Source organism: Streptomyces sp. NPDC042100 (assembly GCF_055582325.1).
Genome location: NZ_JBVJDK010000008.1, coordinates 350,779 through 367,669 on the forward strand (window position 1 = coordinate 350,779; position 16,891 = coordinate 367,669).

17 protein-coding genes are annotated in these 16,891 nt (G+C 73.6%); 9 read left to right on the forward strand and 8 right to left on the reverse strand.

The genetic code is table 11. The features are described from left to right. Positions 1-93: 93 nt before the first annotated feature. Positions 94-1,164: an SGNH/GDSL hydrolase family protein gene (locus tag ACZ6J5_RS20570; RefSeq protein WP_469393466.1), complete on the reverse strand. Its 1,071-nt coding sequence runs from the start codon at positions 1,162-1,164 to the stop codon at positions 94-96. Positions 1,165-1,326: 162 nt separating this feature from the next. Between ACZ6J5_RS20570 and ACZ6J5_RS20575 the strand changes: the two genes are divergently transcribed. From ACZ6J5_RS20575 to ACZ6J5_RS20590, 4 genes are all read left to right on the forward strand, one after another. Beyond that, entirely contained in the window at positions 1,327-2,724 is a 1,398-nt protein-coding gene (locus ACZ6J5_RS20575; protein ID WP_469393467.1) for a cystathionine beta-synthase, read from the forward strand. Positions 2,725-3,360: 636 nt separating this feature from the next. Next, positions 3,361-3,840: a PTS sugar transporter subunit IIA gene (locus tag ACZ6J5_RS20580; protein WP_469393469.1), complete on the forward strand. Its 480-nt coding sequence runs from the start codon at positions 3,361-3,363 to the stop codon at positions 3,838-3,840. A 15-nt stretch (positions 3,841-3,855) separates the two neighbouring features. Further along, entirely contained in the window at positions 3,856-4,167 is a 312-nt protein-coding gene (locus ACZ6J5_RS20585; protein WP_469393471.1) for a PTS fructose transporter subunit IIB, read from the forward strand. A gap of 5 nt (positions 4,168-4,172) precedes the next feature. Further along, positions 4,173-5,324 carry a PTS fructose transporter subunit IIC gene (locus tag ACZ6J5_RS20590; protein ID WP_469393473.1) on the forward strand — a complete coding sequence of 384 codons (1,152 nt, stop codon included), beginning with the start codon at positions 4,173-4,175 and terminating at the stop codon, positions 5,322-5,324. Positions 5,325-5,453: 129 nt separating this feature from the next. Here ACZ6J5_RS20590 and ACZ6J5_RS20595 read toward each other — a convergent pair whose 3' ends face one another. Beyond that, complete coding sequence (locus ACZ6J5_RS20595) at positions 5,454-6,296, reverse strand: DeoR/GlpR family DNA-binding transcription regulator (RefSeq protein ID WP_469393475.1); 843 nt, start codon at positions 6,294-6,296, stop codon at positions 5,454-5,456. A gap of 156 nt (positions 6,297-6,452) precedes the next feature. Between ACZ6J5_RS20595 and ACZ6J5_RS20600 the strand changes: the two genes are divergently transcribed. After that, positions 6,453-7,316 (forward strand): ketose-bisphosphate aldolase, encoded by an 864-nt coding sequence (locus tag ACZ6J5_RS20600; RefSeq protein ID WP_469393477.1) that lies wholly within the window; start codon positions 6,453-6,455, stop codon positions 7,314-7,316. 170 nt (positions 7,317-7,486) lie between these two features. Beyond that, positions 7,487-8,332 (forward strand): MurR/RpiR family transcriptional regulator, encoded by an 846-nt coding sequence (locus ACZ6J5_RS20605; RefSeq protein ID WP_469393479.1) that lies wholly within the window; start codon positions 7,487-7,489, stop codon positions 8,330-8,332. 35 nt (positions 8,333-8,367) lie between these two features. Here ACZ6J5_RS20605 and ACZ6J5_RS20610 read toward each other — a convergent pair whose 3' ends face one another. The 6 genes from ACZ6J5_RS20610 to ACZ6J5_RS20635 form a co-directional block, all read right to left on the reverse strand. Further along, positions 8,368-8,736, reverse strand: coding sequence for a hypothetical protein (locus ACZ6J5_RS20610; RefSeq protein WP_469393481.1), 369 nt, complete (start codon positions 8,734-8,736; stop codon positions 8,368-8,370). An 87-nt stretch (positions 8,737-8,823) separates the two neighbouring features. Beyond that, positions 8,824-9,258 (reverse strand): roadblock/LC7 domain-containing protein, encoded by a 435-nt coding sequence (locus tag ACZ6J5_RS20615; RefSeq protein WP_469393483.1) that lies wholly within the window; start codon positions 9,256-9,258, stop codon positions 8,824-8,826. Then, positions 9,258-10,016, reverse strand: a complete 759-nt coding sequence (locus ACZ6J5_RS20620; protein ID WP_469393485.1) for a transcriptional regulator — start codon at positions 10,014-10,016, stop codon at positions 9,258-9,260. The genes ACZ6J5_RS20615 and ACZ6J5_RS20620 overlap by 1 nt, the downstream gene beginning before the upstream one ends. Continuing rightward, entirely contained in the window at positions 10,013-10,426 is a 414-nt protein-coding gene (locus ACZ6J5_RS20625) for a hypothetical protein (protein WP_469393487.1), read from the reverse strand. Before ACZ6J5_RS20625 ends, ACZ6J5_RS20620 begins: the two co-directional genes overlap by 4 nt. Before the next feature lie 269 nt (positions 10,427-10,695). Further along, positions 10,696-11,175 (reverse strand): SRPBCC family protein, encoded by a 480-nt coding sequence (locus ACZ6J5_RS20630; RefSeq protein WP_469393488.1) that lies wholly within the window; start codon positions 11,173-11,175, stop codon positions 10,696-10,698. Further along, positions 11,172-12,518, reverse strand: coding sequence for a type III PLP-dependent enzyme domain-containing protein (locus tag ACZ6J5_RS20635; RefSeq protein WP_469393490.1), 1,347 nt, complete (start codon positions 12,516-12,518; stop codon positions 11,172-11,174). The genes ACZ6J5_RS20630 and ACZ6J5_RS20635 overlap by 4 nt, the downstream gene beginning before the upstream one ends. A 103-nt stretch (positions 12,519-12,621) precedes the next feature. Between ACZ6J5_RS20635 and hutU the strand changes: the two genes are divergently transcribed. The 3 genes from hutU to ACZ6J5_RS20650 are packed head-to-tail and all read left to right on the forward strand — an operon-like array spanning position 12,622 to position 16,867. After that, a complete protein-coding gene (gene hutU, locus ACZ6J5_RS20640) occupies positions 12,622-14,325 on the forward strand; it encodes a urocanate hydratase (protein WP_469393492.1) in 1,704 nt (567 codons plus the stop codon). Between the two features lie 17 nt (positions 14,326-14,342). Further along, positions 14,343-15,542, forward strand: coding sequence for an allantoate amidohydrolase (locus ACZ6J5_RS20645; RefSeq protein WP_469393591.1), 1,200 nt, complete (start codon positions 14,343-14,345; stop codon positions 15,540-15,542). Further along, on the forward strand, positions 15,533-16,867 hold the full coding sequence (locus tag ACZ6J5_RS20650) for a formimidoylglutamate deiminase (RefSeq protein ID WP_469393494.1): 1,335 nt from the start codon (positions 15,533-15,535) through the stop codon (positions 16,865-16,867). Before ACZ6J5_RS20645 ends, ACZ6J5_RS20650 begins: the two co-directional genes overlap by 10 nt. The last annotated feature ends 24 nt before the right edge of the window (positions 16,868-16,891 follow it).

Here is a 16,891-nt window from a genome sequence, read left to right on the forward strand (position 1 = left end):
GGTCACCGGCCTCGGCATGTGATGCGGACCTCTTTTCTAAGCGTACGCTCAGCAGTGTCGCGCCGGGCGGGCGCGAGGCGGGCGCGAGGACGCTCACTCCTGCCGTACGGAGGCGTCGCGGGCCTCCGGGCCGCCCTCGCGCGGACCCCGGTGCGGCCCCTCGACGCCATCCGGGGCGGGGGACTCGGCCGCCCCCGCGCCCGGCACCGGCAGCCGCCGGCGCCTGCGGTGCTTGAGCAGCGCCCACGGCGCGCGGGCGCCGGTGACCTCCGTGCCCGCCTCCTTCGCCGCCTCGGCCGCCGCCTTCGCCACCGGCAGCATGTTCTCGTGCCGGGCCTCCTCGATCCGGTCCGCCTCCGGCCACAGCGCGAGCGCCGCGCAGACCGTCGGCAGCAGCGCCATCGCCGCCGTCGCGTACCCCTCGGCCGAGGGATGGAAGTTGTCCACCCCGAACATCTCGCGCGGGTTCGCCGCGAACTCCGGGCCCAGCAGGTCGCCCAGCGACACCGTCCGCCCGCCCTGCTCCACCACCACGATCGTCTGCGCCGCCGCGAGCTGCCGCGAGGCCCGCCGGGCCAGCCAGCGCAGCGGCTGGTAGACCGGCTCGATGGTGCCGAGGTCCGGGCAGGTCCCGACCACCACCTCGGCGCCCGCCGTGCGCAGCCGCCGGACCGCCGCGGCCATGGCGCGCACCGACTGGGTCGCCGGCATCCGGTGGGTGACGTCGTTCGCGCCGATCATGATCACGCACACGTCCGGCGCCCCGGCCGGTGCCGAGAGCAGCAGCGAGACCTGCCGCTCCAGGTCGTCCGAGCGGGCCCCGGGCAGCGCCACGTTCCGCAGGTCCACCGGGCGCTCGGCCACCGCCGCGAGCCCGGAGGCGAGCAGCGCCCCGGGCGTCTGGCCGGTGCGGCGCACGCCCTGCCCGGCCGCCGTGGAATCACCCAGAAGGGCCAGCCGGAGCGGGGGCTCGGCGCCGTACGCGTGCCCGTAGCGGCCGTCCGCGCCCGGCGGCAGCGGGGCCACCCCGCCCCCCACCGAGCGCTTGGCCAGCTGCACCTCGGCGAGCAGGACCCCGACGGCGGCCACGCCGAGCAGTCCGATGCTCCCGCCGCCGTACGCCGCACCCGCCGCGATCCGCCGTGCCACCCTCGCGCTGGACATCGGGGCCGCCACCTCCTCCGGGTTCTCAGGGTCCTTCGGGTCCCACGGGTCCTGGCGGGCCTTCCGGCCGCCTCGTGGTTACTCACTGCCCCGTAAGCGCCTCCGTCTACGCATCGCACGCAATACGCTGGCCACACCATTACGGAGACCCCGGAGATTACGGTGCAATTCCACGACTCGATGATCAGCCTCGTCGGCAACACCCCGCTGGTGAAGCTCAACAACGTCACGGCGGGCATCCAGGCCACGGTCCTGGCCAAGGTCGAGTACTTCAACCCCGGCGGCTCGGTCAAGGACCGCATCGCCCTGCGCATGATCGAGGCGGCCGAGGAGAGCGGTGCGCTCAAGCCCGGCGGCACCATCGTCGAGCCCACGTCCGGCAACACCGGCGTCGGACTCGCGATCGTGGCCCAGCAGAAGGGCTACAAGTGCATCTTCGTCTGCCCCGACAAGGTGTCCACGGACAAGATCAACGTGCTGCGGGCCTACGGCGCCGAGGTCGTCGTCTGCCCGACCGCCGTCGACCCCGAGCACCCCGACTCGTACTACAACGTGTCGGACCGGCTCGTCCGTGAGACGCCGGGCGCGTGGAAGCCGGACCAGTACTCGAACCCGAACAACCCCCGCTCGCACTACGAGAGCACCGGCCCGGAGCTGTGGGCGCAGACGGAGGGGAAGATCACCCACTTCGTCGCGGGCATCGGCACCGGCGGCACGATCTCCGGCACCGGCAAGTACCTGAAGGAGATCAGCGGCGGCGCGGTCCAGATCGTCGGCGCCGACCCGGAGGGCTCGGTCTACTCCGGCGGCTCCGGGCGCCCGTACCTGGTCGAGGGCGTCGGCGAGGACTTCTGGCCGACCGCGTACGACCGGACCGGCACCGACCGGATCGTGGCCGTCTCCGACAAGGACTCGTTCCAGATGACCCGCCGCCTCGCCAAGGAGGAGGGCCTCCTGGTGGGCGGCTCCTGCGGCATGGCGGTCGTGGCCGCGCTGGAGGTCGCCAAGGAGCTCGGCCCGGACGACGTCGTCGTGGTGATCCTGCCGGACTCCGGCCGCGGCTACCTCTCCAAGATCTTCAACGACGAGTGGATGGCCGACTACGGCTTCCTGGAGGACACCACCTCCGCCACCGTCGCCGACGTGCTCCGCCACAAGTCGCACGGCCTGCCCTCGCTCGTCCACATGCACCCGGACGAGACCGTCGGCCAGGCCATCGAGGTGCTGCGCGAGTACGGCGTCTCCCAGATGCCGATCGTGAAGCCGGGCGCCGGCCACCCCGACGTGATGGCCGCCGAGGTCGTCGGCTCGGTCGTCGAGCGCGAGCTGCTGAGCGCGCTCTTCAACCAGAAGGCCGCCCTGGAGGACCCGCTGGAGCACCACATGTGCGACCCGCTGCCGCAGGTCGGCTCGGGCGAGCCGGTCGCCGACCTGATGTCCGTCCTCGGTGACGCGGACGCGGCGATCGTGCTGGTCGAGGGCAAGCCGACCGACGTGGTCAGCCGCCAGGACCTGCTGGCCTTCCTCGCCGCCAACGGGGGCACCAAGAAGCAGCACTGAGCCCGGTGACCGTGTCCGGGCGGTGACGGCGGGTGCGTTCGCGCAACCGGTACGAGCGCGACACGTGCCCGCAGCACCCGCTTAACACGCGTCCGGCAGATTGGGCTCATCGGCGTCACGGACCTCCGGAGCGGCTCCCGGACTCCTGACGCCCCGGACGCGGACCGGCCCTGACCCGGGCCCGTGTCCCTCGCGGGGACCGCCGTCGTCCCGCCCCCCGGCAACGGGGGTGCGGCGGTCCCCGCGACAGTCGTTTCCGGCCCCTTCCCGGCCCCTTTCCGGCCTCTTTCCGGCCTCTTCCCGGCCTCTTCCCGGCCCCTGCCCGGCCTCTTCCCAGCCTCTTCCCGGCCCTTGCCCGGCCTTTCTCCGGCCCCTCACCCCCGGCCGACCGGGCGGGTCCGTTCCGGGCAAGAGCCCGAAGTCACCCGGGGCGCCGCCGATGGGCGCCGGTCGGCGGGGGGCTCTCCGGACCTTGGTCCATGGCCTTCGACTCTTCCTCCGAACTCTCAAAAAAGCGCAGAATGTCGCAATAGAAGGGGTCGAGTACGCATAAAGCTGCAACCTCTCGCCCCTTCACCTGGGAACGATGCCGAATTCTGCGGCGCGGCGGATGCCGTAGTGAAGGAGTGTGGAGCGATGACCACCGAGGTACCCGATCTCGACCTCGATCACGTCTTCGGAGAGCGCCTGGTCCAGCTGGACCTGGCCGCCACGACCCGGGCGGAGGCGGTCGGCGAACTCACGGACCTGCTGGTCGCCGAGGGGCGCGTGAAGGACGCCGCGCTCTTCGTGGCGGACGTGCAGGCCCGGGAGGCCGAGGGGCCCACGGGCCTCGGGCAGGGCGTCGCGATCCCGCACGGCAAGTCCCGCGCCGTCGTCACCACCTCCCTCGCCGTCGGCCGCTGCCGCACCCCGCTGGCCTGGCCCTCGCTCGACGGCGGGGACGTCGACGTCGTCATCCTCTTCGCGGTCCGCGAGGACGACGCGGGCACCACGCACCTGCGGCTGCTTCAGCGGGTGGCGCGCCTGCTGGCCTCGGACGCCTTCATCGCCCGCCTGCACCAGGCCGAGACCCCGGGGGAGCTCGTCGCTCTCTTCCGGGACGGCGCGAAGTAACAGGGAGACAGGAAAATGAAGTTCGTCGCGGTGGCCGCCTGCACGTCCGGTATCGCCCACACGTACATCGCCAAGGAGAAGATCCTCAACGCCGCCGCCTCGCTGGGCTGGAGCGCGGCCGTGGAGACCCAGGGGACCATCGGCACGGAGGACAGGCTCCGGCCCGAGGACATCGACGCCTCCGACTTCGTCCTCCTCGCGGTGGACATCCAGATCGGCGGCCGGGAGCGCTTCGAGGGCAAGCGGATCGTCGAGGTCGGCACGAGCACGGCGATCCACTCCCCGACCAAGCTGCTCCAGGCCATCGAAGCCAAGATCGGCGGGTAGCGGCCATGGCCTTGCCACGGCCGAAGCTCGGCCTGAAGAAACACGCCCTGACCGCGATCTCGTACCTGCTGCCGGTCGTCGTGGCCTCGGGACTGCTGATCGCGATCGGCAACCTCGCCGGGGGCGAGACCATCACCGACTACTCCCGGCCCTACGGCTGGGCGTCCGCCCTGGTCTCGCTCGGCACCCTCGGCATGGGCATGCTGCCCTCCGTGATCGCCGCCGCCATCGCGTACTCGATCGCGGACCGCCCGGGCATCGCCCCCGGTCTGCTCGTCGGTGCCGTCGCGGGCTCCATCGGCGCCGGCTTCCTCGGCGGGATGCTCGGCGGCTTCTGCGCCGGCTGGTTCATCCTGTGGTTGCGCAAGGTCATCAAGGTCCCCCGGTGGGCCGAGGGGCTGATGCCGATGATGATCCTGCCGCTGCTCAGCACCCTCGTCGTGGGCCTGCTGATGTACTTCGTCATCGGGGTGCCGATCGTCTGGGCGACCGAGTGGATGACGGAGTTCCTCACCTCCATGCAGGGCTCGATGCGGTTCGTCTTCGGCGCGATCCTGGGCGCGATGGCCGCCTTCGACTTCGGCGGTCCCATCAGCAAGACCGCCTCCCTCTTCGCGGACGGACTGCTGCTGGAGGGGATCCTCGAACCCGAGGCGGTCAAGGTCCTCGCGGCGATGGTCCCGCCCTTCGGCGTCGGCCTCTCCTGGGCGCTCAGCGTCCTCTTCCGGCGCCCCATCTACGGCAGGCGCGACAAGGACAACATCAAGGTCGCCCTCCCGATGGGCGCCTGCATGATCACCGAGGGGGTGATCCCGGTGGCCGCCGTCGACCTGCTGCGCGTGGTGGTCGCCTGTTCCGGCGGTGCGGCGGTCGGCGGCGGTCTGTCGATGATGTGGAACGTGGGGAGCCCGGTCCCGTCCGGCGGCCTCTTCATCGTGCCGGCGATGACCAGCCCGTTCCTGTTCCTCCTGGCGCTGGTGATCGGCTCGGTGGTGACCGCGCTCATCCTCTTCCTCTGGAAGCCGCGGCTGCCGGACGAAGACGGCGAGGAGGGTGATGGCGGCCCCGCCGAGCGGGAGGCGGCGCGGGCGGAGGCGGAGTCCGCCGGTGTCGCGGCGGAGCGGGACATCGACGCCTCGGAGATCATCTTCGTCTGAGTCCCGGCCCGGGCGACCGGGCACGGCCGAAGGCCCCCTGTGCGGATCACGGTCCGCACAGGGGGCCTTCGGCCGTGCCCGTGGCCGTTGACGTGGCCACGGGCCGACGGGCTCGGCCCGCCGCCGGGGTCAGTCGGCCGGGACAGGGTCGGCGACGTTCACCGTGACCTCCGCCGCGGCGAGGGCGGCGGCCAGGTCCGGCGGGGGCGGGGCGTCGCTGATCAGGACGTCCGCCATCTCCAGACCGCCGATCCGGGCGAAGAGGGTCCGGCCGAACTTGGAGGAGTCGGCCACCACGATGACCGTGGTCGCGAGCCGCGCCATGTCCGCGATGAGGACCGCGTCCGGGAGGTGGCTGGTGGAGTAGCCGCTCTCGGCGGAGACGGCTCCGACCCCGAGGAGCGCGATGTCGCACCGGAACTCCACCCCGGACCTGCCCTCCCGCTCGAACGCGGAGGACAGCGGGCCGCTCGTGGTCCGCGCGCTGGGCCGGATCCGGCCGCCCACCAGGAAGAGCTCCTCCACGCTGGAATCGGTGACGGCGTCCGGCAGCAGCAGGCTGTTGGTGACGACCCGCAGCCGCTTGCGGGCCCGGAGCTGCTGCATCACCGCCAGCGTCGTGCTGCCGCCGTTGACGAAGAGCGAGGCCCCGTCCCGTACGCAGGCGGCCGCTGCCGCCGCGATGGACCGCTTGTCCTCGGCGTGCAGCCGGGTCCGGACCTCGGTGCCGGTCTCGGGGTCGGGGATGAGCGTGGTGCTCACCGCGCCGCCGTGGGTCCTGATCAGGGCGCCCTGGGCGTCGAGCTCGTCCAGGTCCCGGCGGACGGTGTCCGCGGAGACCCCGAAGCGCTCGGACAGCGCGGCCACCGACACCTGTCCGTGCTCGGTGACGTAGGCGACGAGGTCGGCCTTGCGGCCGGCCGGAAGGCGCCCGTTCCTGGCTCCGGTGGAGCGTGAACCACGTGCGGTCATACGAAGTCCGTCCTTAGGTATGCGAGAGCGCGCAATAAGTACATTAGTCCCTACTCGGCTCTCAAATAAACGCATAATCTCGCAACTACAGGCAGGAAAAAGCGCGAAGGCTCGCGCTGAACCAGCAAAACTCTGCACTGAAGGAGCTGTCAAGAGATGCTGACGAGTGGCCAGGACATCCTGAAGCCGGCCGGTGAGCACGCGTTCGCGGTCCCCGCGTTCAACGTCAGTGACTACGCGATGCTCAAGGGCCTCATCGAGGTCAGCGAGGAGCTTGAGGCTCCGCTGATCGTCGCCATCCACCCCGACGAGCTCGCGCACCTGGGGGTGGACTTCCTCCCCGCCGCCGTGGCCTGGGCCCGCGGCGCCTCCGTGCCGGTGGCCGTCCACCTCGATCACGGGGCCTCGCTCGACCAGGTCCTCCTCGCGATCCGGACGGGCTTCACCTCCGTCATGATCGACGGCTCCCTCCTGCCCTTCGCCGAGAACGTCGCCCTCACCCGGAAGGTCACCCGGGTCGCCCATGCCGTCGGCGTCTCCGTCGAGGGCGAACTGGGCACCATCGGCAAGCTGGACGAGCAGGCCGAGGCCGGTGCCTCCGAGATCATCTACACCGACCCCGCCGACGCCCGGCGCTTCGTCGAGGAGACCGGCGTGGACTCCCTCGCCATCGCCATCGGCACCAGCCACGGCCTCTACCCCTCGACGATGAAGCCCGAGCTCCGCCTCGACCTCCTGGACCTGATCAAGGAGGCCGTGGACGTGCCCCTGGTGCTGCACGGCGGGTCGAACAACCCCGACGCGGAGATCGCCGGAGCCGTCGACCGGGGCATCAACAAGATCAATATCTCCAGCGACATCAAGGTCGCCTACCACCAGGCCATGCGCGAGGTGCTGGCCGCCGACCCCTCCCTGCGCGAGCCCAACGTCATCCAGCCGCTCTGCGTCCCGGCCATGAAGAAGGTCGCCGCGGAGAAGATCCGGCTCTTCAAGGCGGACGGGAAGGCCCGCCTGTACTGAGCCGCGCGGGCGGAGGCCCCCGTGCGGGCCCGCGTGCAGGCCCCCGTGCAGGCCCCCGTGCAGGCCCCCGCGCAGGGGCCTGCGCGGGGGTCTCCGGTATCCGCTCCCTTGCCTGCCTGCATATCCTCATGCAGAGTTCCAGGTGAGTGAATAGGTGGAAGGGGGACGGCATGAGCGACAGCCCGGCCGGACGGCTGCAGGCGCTCTTCGAGGGGCAGCGGCTGACACCGACCCAGCGGCGGATCGCCCACTGCATGGTCCGGCGCGCCGCCGACGTGCCCTTCCTCTCCAGCGTGGAGCTGGCCGAGCTGGCCGGCGTCAGCCAGCCGTCCGTCACCCGCTTCGCCGTCGCCCTCGGCTTCGACGGCTACCCGGCACTCCGCCGCCACCTGCGCGAGAGCGCGCCCGCGGCGGCCGAGCGGGAGGAGCGGGCGGAGGCCGGGCACAACGAGTACCAGCAGGCCGTCCTCGCCGAGATCGAGAACCTGCGCCACCTCGCCGAGCTCCTCGCCGACCCGGTGCCGGTCGAGCGCGCGGGCCGGCTGCTGGCCGGCTCCCGGCCGCTGCTCGTGCTCGGACTGCGGGCCGCCTCCTCGCAGGCGCGCGGCTTCGCGTACTTCGCCGCCAAGGTGCACCCGGACGTCCGGCTGCTCGACGAGGGCGGCTCCATGCTCACCGACCGCGTCGACGCGGCCGTACGCGCCGGGGCCACGGCGCTGCTCTGCTTCGCGCTGCCCCGGCACCCGCGCGAGGTCGTCGAGGCCCTGGAGTACGCGCGTTCGGCGGGGCTCACCGTGGTGACCGTCGCCGAGTCCGCGTTCGCGCCCGTCGCCGCCCACAGCGACCTGCTCATCCCGGCCGCCGTCGGCACCGGGCTCGCCTTCGACACCGCCTGCGCGCCGATGCTGCTCGGGCGGGTGCTGCTGGAGGCGATGGCGGACGGGCTGCCGGACGCGCAGGCCCGCCTGGAGGAGTTCGACACCAAGGCGGCCGCGCGCGGGCTGTTCGTCGAGTAGCCGGGCAGGGGGTCGGGGGCCGGGCCCCGCGGGGCTCAGACCTGGAGCTCGTCCCCGATCTTCTTCAGCTGGTGGCGGGCCATCGCCAGGTTGGCGCGGCCCTTGTCGAGGGCGAGGTAGAGGAAGAGGCCGTTGGCGTCCCGGGAGAGCAGCCGGATCAGGTGGTACTGCCCGCCGAGGGTGATCAGGATGTCCTCGATGCCGTCCTTGAGGCCCAGCATCTCCATCGTGCGGACCTTCGCGCGGACCACGTCGGTGTTGCCCGCCGCGGCCATGTTGAGGTCGAAGTCCTTGCCGCCGCCGATGGTGCCGAGCGCCATGCCGCTCGTGTAGTCGACGAGGGCGGCGCCGATCGCGCCTTCGATCTGCGCGGCTTCCTTGAGGGAGGTCTCGGTGTTCGCCATGGCTGTCGTACTTCCTTACGTGAGAGAGGGGCGTGCGTGTGGGGTCGTCTCGGGTCTCGGGTCAGGTCGGGTCGGGTTCAGGTCAGGTCAGGTGAGGTCTCTGCGTTCCAGCGCGCCGTCCACCAGCTCGCCTATCCGGGCGCTGGAACGGCGGGCCTCCAGGTGGAGGCGGCCCACGTTGATCCGCGGCTCCGCGAGCAGGGTCAGGACGGCCGAGCTCCCCGCCGCGTACGTCGCCACATAGCCGTGCTCGCCGCGCACCAGGAGTTCGCGGAAGCCGCCCTGCCCGGTGGTGTCGGTGAGCCGCTGTCCCACGCCGAGGGCCGCGGCCGTCAGCGCCGCCACGCTCTCGGCCTCGCCGTCGACGGTGTCCTGGGCGAGCACCAGACCGTCGGCGCTGGCCGCGAGCGCACCGGTGAGCTGCGGCAGGCGGGCCCGCAGCCGTCTCAGCTCGCCGAGCACCTCGGCTTCTGCGGTCATCAGTTGTCTCCTCTCGGCGCGCAGGCGCAGGGCACGCCTCATCACAGTGCTGCCTCCAGGGCGTCGCGGAGCCGGCGGAGCAGGGCGATGTCCGGGTCGTCGGCGACCTCGCCGACCCAGGCGGGGACGGCGGGCGCGGCGGGCGGCGGCGGTTCGCTCGGGGTCTCGACCAGGCCGGCCGCCGCGAGCCGGCGCACGTCGAGCAGGGTGTGGAAGGCGGGCCGGCCCAGCACCCGGGCGATCTCCGCCGGGGTCCGCGTCCCGTCGGCCGCCGCGAGCAGCGCGCGCTGCCGGGCGCCGACCGGCTGGCCGGGGGCGGCGGGGCGGGGCACCACGGGGGCGGTGTCCACGGCCGGGTAGGGCCAGACGCTGTCCAGGAGCTCGCGGCGGCGCACGGTCTCGCGCTCGACGGCCTCGGCGTCGACCGGCCGCACCGCGCCGAACCAGTGCCCCACCCCGTACCGGAAGCGGCTCGGCGCGCTGGTGGGGGCGAGCGCGAAGAAGGCGGCGTCGAAGACGGCCCCGAGGTGGCAGATCTCCAGCTCCCCGTCGTGCAGCCGGCCGCTGTCGACGAGGAAGCGGCCGACCGCGCGGTGCGCCCCGGCCCGGTCCACGGCCTCGTCCCAGCCTTCGCGGGGGAGCCGGCCGCCCGCCGTGAGCAGGACGTCGAGGCCGGGCGCGGAGGGGCTCTCGGCGTGCACGATCCGGCCGTCGACGAGGTAGAGGGTGCCGTGGTCGCGGAGCAGGGCGCCGGTGGCGCGCTCGGCGGCGAGGCGGGTGAGCATGGGGGAGACGGTCATCCGAGGACCAGCCTCTCCGCGAGGTCGCCGAGCCGGAGGCGGGCGAGGGCGAGGTTGCCGGCGTCGCGGTCGAGCCAGAGGTGGAGGAAGACGCTGCTGTCGAAGGCGGTCTCGACGAAGCGGAGCAGGTGGTAGCCGGTGCGGGTGGTGAGGATCAGGTCCTCGACGGGGATGCCGGAGGATATGGAGCCCCCGGGTCCGCCGGGTCCGCCGGGCCCCCCGGGTGGGGATTCGAACTCGGCCGCCGCGCGGGCCAGTTCGGCGGTCTCGGCCGCCGTGGTCTCGTGGTCGCCGACCGGGGACTCGCCCGCGGAGCCGAGGGCCAGCCCACTGGTCCAGTCGACCAGCCAGGCGCCGCGTGCCCCGGGCAGGCCCATGGCCTCCAGTAGGCACTCGTCGATTCCGGGCACGCGAGATCCCCTCCCGATGAGGCGTGCGGACGTACGGCAGTGACGGTGACGCTACTCAACGTCGCGGCGTGGGGGAGGGGTTCTGGCATTTTCCAATGGAATTTGTCAGACCGGTGGTAAGGGAGAGGGGGGCGGCCGCCGGAGCGCGCGCCCCAGGCGCCGGAGCGCACGCCCGGCGCGTTCGCCCCGCGCCCCGCCCGGCCCCTCCTCCGCCCCGCCCGGCTCCGCGCCCGCCCCGCTCCGCGCCCGGCCCAAGCCCCGCGCCCCGCTCAGCCCCGGCTCTCGACCGCCGCCGCGATCTCGGCCAGGTCCTTGGCGAGCGCCCGCGCGACGGCCCTGGCGCCGAAGCGGCTGAGCAGCCGGGTGGCCAGTCCCGGCCTGCGGTCGTGGGCGGGGCGGGCGCTGAAGGTCATCCGCAGGGTGGTCGCCCCGGCGGAGACCGCGGGGCCCTCGGGGAGCAGGGTGATCTCGTTGACGTAGTGCATCCCGTGCGAGTCGGCCACGGTGACGTAGCGCTCGGGCGGTTCGCAGGCGGTCACGGTCATCTCCTCCGTGGCCGCCCTGCCCATCATGCGCCGGGTCTCGCGCCAGCGGGTGCCCACGGCGAAACCGCCCGGGGTGAGCACCTCGACCCGCTCGACGCCGCTGAGCACCCGGGGCAGGTCCGGCAGGTCGGTGATCGACTCCCAGACCCGCCCGGGGGAGGCGGCGACCCGGCGCTCGACGACCACGGAGGTGGTTCCTGTCATGGCCTCATGGGACCACCGGACGCCCCGTCCCGCAGGAGCGCGCCGGGCCGGTCGCCGCCCGCCTCGGCCACGATCTCGTCGAGGGTCTGGGCCCGGCGGACGGTGCGGAAGGCGAGGGAGCCGTCGGCCGTCGGGGTGAACCCGTGGACCGCCGGCCGGGGCAGGCTGTTGTACGCGTAGTGGTGGGCGAAGTAGTACGCGCCGGTGTCCGGCACCGCCACCACGTCGCCGGGGCGCAGCGGCGGCAGGCTCCGCCCGGTGGCCAGCAGGTCCCCGGCGAAGCAGGCGGGTCCGGCCACGTCCTGGACGGTCTCCTCGCCGGTCCGGGGGCGGCCCTCGGCGTCGTAGGCGAGGATCCGCAGCGGCCAGGAGTCCGGCGCGTACACGGTGCGGGTGGCGACCTGGACGCCCGCGTGGGTGACGGCGATGGGGCGTCCGCCGGAGGCCTTGGTGTACTCGACCCGGGCCAGCACCGTGCCGTGCTTGGCGAGCAGGGCCCGGCCGAACTCGGTGACCAGGGCGTAGCGCCCGTCGAGCAGTCCGGGGACGGTGGCGGCGAGCAGGGCGGCGTACTCGGCGAAGGTGGGGGTCTCCTCGTCGGAGGCGAAGTTCACCGGGAGTCCGCCGCCGATGTCGACGGTGTCGATCTGCTGCCGCCCGGCCTTCGCGTTGATCTCCTCGGCGAGCGCGTAGGCGGCGCCGACACCTTCGGCCATCAGGGCGAGCGGGATGCCCTGGGAGCCGGTGTGGGTGTGCAGCCGGGTGAGCCAGGGGCGGTCGAGGAAGGCCCGGACGACGCCCTCGCGGGCGCCCTCGTCGCGCAGCGCCACGCCGAACTTGGAGGTGGCGGTCGCGGTGGACAGGGCGCCGATGGACCCGGCCCCGAGCTGCGGGTTGACCCGCAGGCCGAGCGGCGAGGCGGTGGGGGCGGAGGCGACGAGGGCGTCGAGCCGGGCCAGCTCCTGGAGGTTGTCGGCGTTGACGGCGATGCCGAGCGCGAGGGCCTGGCGCAGCTCGGCGGGGGTCTTGGCGGGGGAGTCCAGGACGGTACGGGCGGGGGGCACGCCCGCCGCGCGGGCCAGCGCCAGCTCGCCGGGGCTCGCCACCTCGACGCCGAGCCCGGCCTCGTACAGCAGGCGCAGGACGGGCACGAGCGGGGCGGCCTTGACGGCGAAGGCGTGCAGCACGGGGGCGTCGGTGACGGCGGCGAAGGCGCTGGTCAGGGCGGCGGCGGAGGCGCGGATGCCCTCGGTGTCGAGGAGTGCGGCGACGGGTTCGGAGGGGGTGAGGAGTCCTTGCTCGACGGCGGCGCGGACGGCCTGGTCGCGACGTGAGGAAGCCATCTCCCCATCCCACCACCGGGCGGGGTGGGCGCGCAGCTGTTGACTACTTCTATTCAGCCGGTCAGGATGTGAATATCTGAATCACATGCGAGGAGGCACCGCCATGTCAGGACCCCGCCCCGTACGGGCCCCGCGCGGTACGGAACTGAGCGCCCTGGGATGGCAGCAGGAGGCCGCCCTCCGGATGCTCCAGAACAACCTCGACCCCGAGGTCGCCGAGCACCCCGACAAGCTCGTCGTCTACGGCGGCACCGGCAAGGCCGCCCGCGACTGGCGCTCCTTCGACGCCATGGTCCGCACCCTGCGCACCCTCAAGCAGGACGAGACCATGCTGGTCCAGTCCGGCCGCCCGGTCGGCGTCATGCAGACCCACGAGTGGGCCCCGCGCGTCCTCATCGCCAACTCCAACCTGGTCGGCGACTGGGCCAACTGGGAGGAGTTCCGGCGCCTGGAGGCCCTCGGCCTCACCATGTACGGCCAGATGACCGCCGGCTCCTGGATCTACATCGGCACCCAGGGCATCCTCCAGGGCACCTACGAGACCTTCGCCGCCGTCGCCGCCAAGAAGTTCGGCGGCACCCTGGCCGGCACCATCACCCTCACCGCCGGCCTCGGCGGCATGGGCGGCGCCCAGCCCCTCGCCGTGACGATGAACGACGGCGTCGCGATCTGCGTCGACGTCGACCCGCGCGCCATCGAGCGCCGCATCGAGCACCGCTACCTCGACGTCAAGGCCGACAGCCTGGCGCACGCCCTCCAGCTCGCCGTCGAGGCCCGCGACGCCCGCCGCCCGCTCTCCATCGGCCTCCTCGGCAACGCCGCCGAGCTCGTCCCGCAGATGCTGGCCGAGGGCGCCCCGATCGACATCGTGACGGACCAGACCTCCGCCCACGACCCGCTCGCCTACCTCCCCGTCGGCATCGCCTTCGAGGACATGGCCGACGCGGCCGCCAAGGACCCGGCCGGCTTCACCACCCGCGCCCGCGAGTCGATGGCCCGCCACGTCGAGGCCATGGTCGGCTTCATGGACGCCGGCGCCGAGGTCTTCGACTACGGCAACTCCATCCGCGGCGAGGCCCAGCTGGCCGGCTACGACCGCGCCTTCGACTTCCCCGGCTTCGTCCCCGCCTACATCCGCCCGCTGTTCTGCGAGGGCAAGGGCCCGTTCCGCTGGGCCGCGCTGTCCGGCGAGGCGTCCGACATCCACAAGACGGACAAGGCGATCCTCGACCTCTTCCCGGAGAACGAGTCGCTGCACCGCTGGATCAAGATGGCCGGCGAGCGCGTCCACTTCCAGGGCCTGCCCGCCCGCATCTGCTGGCTCGGCCAGGGCGAGCGCGACAAGGCCGGCGACATGTTCAACGACATGGTCGGCGACGGCACCCTCGCCGCGCCGCTCGCCATCGGCCGCGACCACCTGGACTGCGGCTCGGTGGCCTCCCCGTACCGCGAGACCGAGGCCATGCTCGACGGCTCCGACGCCATCGCCGACTGGCCGCTCCTCAACGCCATGGTCAACGTCGCCTCCGGCGCCTCCTGGGTCTCCCTCCACCACGGCGGCGGCGTCGGCATGGGCCGCTCCATCCACGCCGGACAGGTCTCCGTCGCCGACGGCACCAAGCTGGCCGGCGAGAAGATCCGCCGCGTGCTCACCAACGACCCCGGCATGGGCGTCATCCGGCACGTCGACGCCGGCTACGACATCGCCGAGCGCGTCGCCGACGAGAAGGGCGTGCGCGTCCCGATGCGCGAGGGCGCCGAGGGCGCCGCGGGCCCCGAAGGCACCGGCACCGGGGCCTCCGCGTGAGCGAGAGCTTCCACGCCATGTGGCGTTCGCTGCGGCCCATCGGCCGCAGCGACGCCTCGGGCGGCTACCGCCGCTACGCCTGGACCGGCGCCGACGCCGACTGCCGGCTCTGGTTCCGGATGCAGGCGGAGGCCCGCCGCCTCGACGTCGAGACCGACCGCAACGGCAACCAGTGGGCCTGGCTCGGCGACCCCGCCGCCGGTGACGCCGTCGTCACCGGCTCCCACCTGGACTCCGTGCCCGACGGCGGCGCCTTCGACGGCCCCCTCGGCGTCGTCTCCGCCTTCGCCGCCCTCGACGAACTGCGCGCCCGGGGCGTCTCGTTCCGGCGGCCCCTCGCCATCGTCAACTTCGGCGACGAGGAGGGCGCCCGCTTCGGGCTCGCCTGCGTCGGCTCCCGGCTCGCCGCCGGGCAGCTGACCAAGGAGAAGGCCTTCGAGCTGCGCGACGCCGACGGGACCAGCCTCCCCGAGGCCATGGCGGCCGCCGGCCACGACCCCGAGTCCATCGGCGCCGACCCCGAGCGGCTCGCCCGTATCGGCGCCTTCGTGGAGCTCCACGTCGAGCAGGGCCGCGCCCTCGACCTGTCCGGCGACCCCGTCGGCATCGCCTCCGCGATCTGGCCGCACGGCCGCTGGCGGCTGGACTTCCACGGCGAGGCCAACCACGCGGGCACCACCCGGCTCGTCGACCGGCGCGACCCGATGCTGCCGTACGCCGAGACCGTCCTCGCCGCCCGCCGCGCGGCCGAACTCGAAGGCGCCGTCGCCACCTTCGGCAAGATCGCCGTCGAGCCGAACGGCGTCAACGCGATCCCCTCGCTGGTACGCGGCTGGCTCGACCTGCGCGCCGCCGACGAGGCCACGCTCGACGCCACCCTCGGCGGCATCCACACCGCCGCTCTGGAGTACGCCGAGCGGCACGGCGTCGACCTGGCGCTCACCCGCGAGTCGTACACCCCGGTCATCGACTTCCAGGACGCGCTCCGCGACGAGCTGGCCCGGATCCTCGGCGAGAGCCTGGGCAAGGTCCCGGTCCTCGGCACGGGCGCGGGACACGACGCCGGAATCCTCTCCGGGTCCGTCCCGACCGCCATGCTGTTCGTGCGCAACCCCACGGGCGTCTCGCACTCCCCGGCCGAGTCCGCGGCCGAGGACGACTGCGTGGCCGGCGTCCGGGCACTCGCCGACGTACTGGAGGACCTGGCGTGCAGGTGACCTACTGGCTGGAGCAGGCCTGGCTCGGCACGAACGTCGAGCCGGGCGTGGCGCTGGACGTCGCGGACGGCCGGATCACGGCCGTCCGCACCGGGGCCGACACCCCGCCGCCCGGCGCCGTCGTGCTGCGCGGACTGAGCCTCCCCGGCCTGGCCAACGCGCACTCGCACGCCTTCCACCGGGCCCTGCGCGGCACCGTCCAGGTGGGCTCCGGCACCTTCTGGACCTGGCGCGAGGTGATGTACACCATCGCCCAGCGGCTCACCCCCGACAGCTACTTCGCGCTGGCCCGCGCGGTGTACGCGGAGATGGCGCTGGCCGGGATCACCTCGGTCGGAGAGTTCCACTATCTGCACCACGCGCCCGGCGGCGGCCCGTACGCCGACCCCAACGCCATGGGCGAGGCCCTCATCGCGGCGGCGGGCGAGGCGGGCATCCGCATCACCCTGCTGGACACCGCCTACCTCTCCTCCGGCTTCGGCGCGGCCCCCGAGCCGCACCAGCTCCGCTTCACCGACGGCACGGCGGACGCCTGGGCCGAGCGGGTCTCGGCGCTCAAGGAGCGCGCGGGCGTACGGATCGGGGCCGCGGTCCACTCCGTGCGCGCCGTCCCGGCCGGGCAGCTGTCCACCGTGGCCCGCTGGGCCCAGGACCGCTCGGCGCCCCTGCACGTCCACCTCTCCGAGCAGACCGCGGAGAACGAGGCCTGCCTGGCCGCCCACGGGATGACGCCCACCCAGCTGCTCGCCGAGCACGGCGTGCTCGGCGCGCGCACCACGGGCGTCCACAACACCCACCTGACGGACGCCGACATCGCGCTCATCGGGTCCTCCTCGACCGGCACCTGCATGTGCCCGACGACCGAACGCGACCTCGCGGACGGCATCGGCCCGGCGGTCGCCCTCCAGCGGGCGGGCTCCCCGCTCTCCCTGGGCAGCGACAGCCACGCGGTGATCGACCTCCTGGAGGAGGCGCGGGCCATGGAGCTGAACGAGCGCCTGCGCACCCGCACCCGCGGCCACTGGACGGCCGCCGCCCTGCTGCGCGCCGCGACGGCCGACGGCCACGCGGCCCTCGGCTGGGCGGACGCGGGCGCCCTGGAGCCGGGCGCGCTGGCCGACTTCACCACCCTCGCCCTGGACTCGGTCCGCACGGCGGGCCCGGCCGCGCGCCTGGGCGCCGAGACCGCGGTGTTCGCGGCGACGGCGGCGGACGTGCGGCACGTGGTGGTGGGCGGCCGGACGGTCGTCGAGGACGGCGTCCACACGACGGTCCCGGACACCGGCCGCGCCCTGGCGGACGCGATCGGGGCCCTGCGGGACTGACCCGGCGGGACCGCCGCCCCCGCC

Bases quoted from the DNA above. Each gene is read 5' to 3' on its own strand.
- ACZ6J5_RS20585 (WP_469393471.1), top strand. From the start codon at position 3,856: ATGAAGTTCGTCGCGGTGGCCGCCTGCACGTCCGGTATCGCCCACACG.
- ACZ6J5_RS20590 (WP_469393473.1), top strand. From the start codon at position 4,173: ATGGCCTTGCCACGGCCGAAGCTCGGCCTGAAGAAACACGCCCTGACC.
- ACZ6J5_RS20570 (WP_469393466.1), bottom strand. From the start codon at position 1,164: ATGTCCAGCGCGAGGGTGGCACGGCGGATCGCGGCGGGTGCGGCGTAC.
- ACZ6J5_RS20600 (WP_469393477.1), top strand. From the start codon at position 6,453: ATGCTGACGAGTGGCCAGGACATCCTGAAGCCGGCCGGTGAGCACGCG.
- ACZ6J5_RS20595 (WP_469393475.1), bottom strand. From the start codon at position 6,296: ATGACCGCACGTGGTTCACGCTCCACCGGAGCCAGGAACGGGCGCCTT.
- ACZ6J5_RS20630 (WP_469393488.1), bottom strand. From the start codon at position 11,175: ATGACAGGAACCACCTCCGTGGTCGTCGAGCGCCGGGTCGCCGCCTCC.
- ACZ6J5_RS20580 (WP_469393469.1), top strand. From the start codon at position 3,361: ATGACCACCGAGGTACCCGATCTCGACCTCGATCACGTCTTCGGAGAG.
- ACZ6J5_RS20645 (WP_469393591.1), top strand. From the start codon at position 14,343: ATGTGGCGTTCGCTGCGGCCCATCGGCCGCAGCGACGCCTCGGGCGGC.
- ACZ6J5_RS20635 (WP_469393490.1), bottom strand. From the start codon at position 12,518: ATGGCTTCCTCACGTCGCGACCAGGCCGTCCGCGCCGCCGTCGAGCAA.
- ACZ6J5_RS20620 (WP_469393485.1), bottom strand. From the start codon at position 10,016: ATGACCGTCTCCCCCATGCTCACCCGCCTCGCCGCCGAGCGCGCCACC.
- hutU (WP_469393492.1), top strand. From the start codon at position 12,622: ATGTCAGGACCCCGCCCCGTACGGGCCCCGCGCGGTACGGAACTGAGC.
- ACZ6J5_RS20615 (WP_469393483.1), bottom strand. From the start codon at position 9,258: ATGAGGCGTGCCCTGCGCCTGCGCGCCGAGAGGAGACAACTGATGACC.
- ACZ6J5_RS20610 (WP_469393481.1), bottom strand. From the start codon at position 8,736: ATGGCGAACACCGAGACCTCCCTCAAGGAAGCCGCGCAGATCGAAGGC.
- ACZ6J5_RS20605 (WP_469393479.1), top strand. From the start codon at position 7,487: ATGAGCGACAGCCCGGCCGGACGGCTGCAGGCGCTCTTCGAGGGGCAG.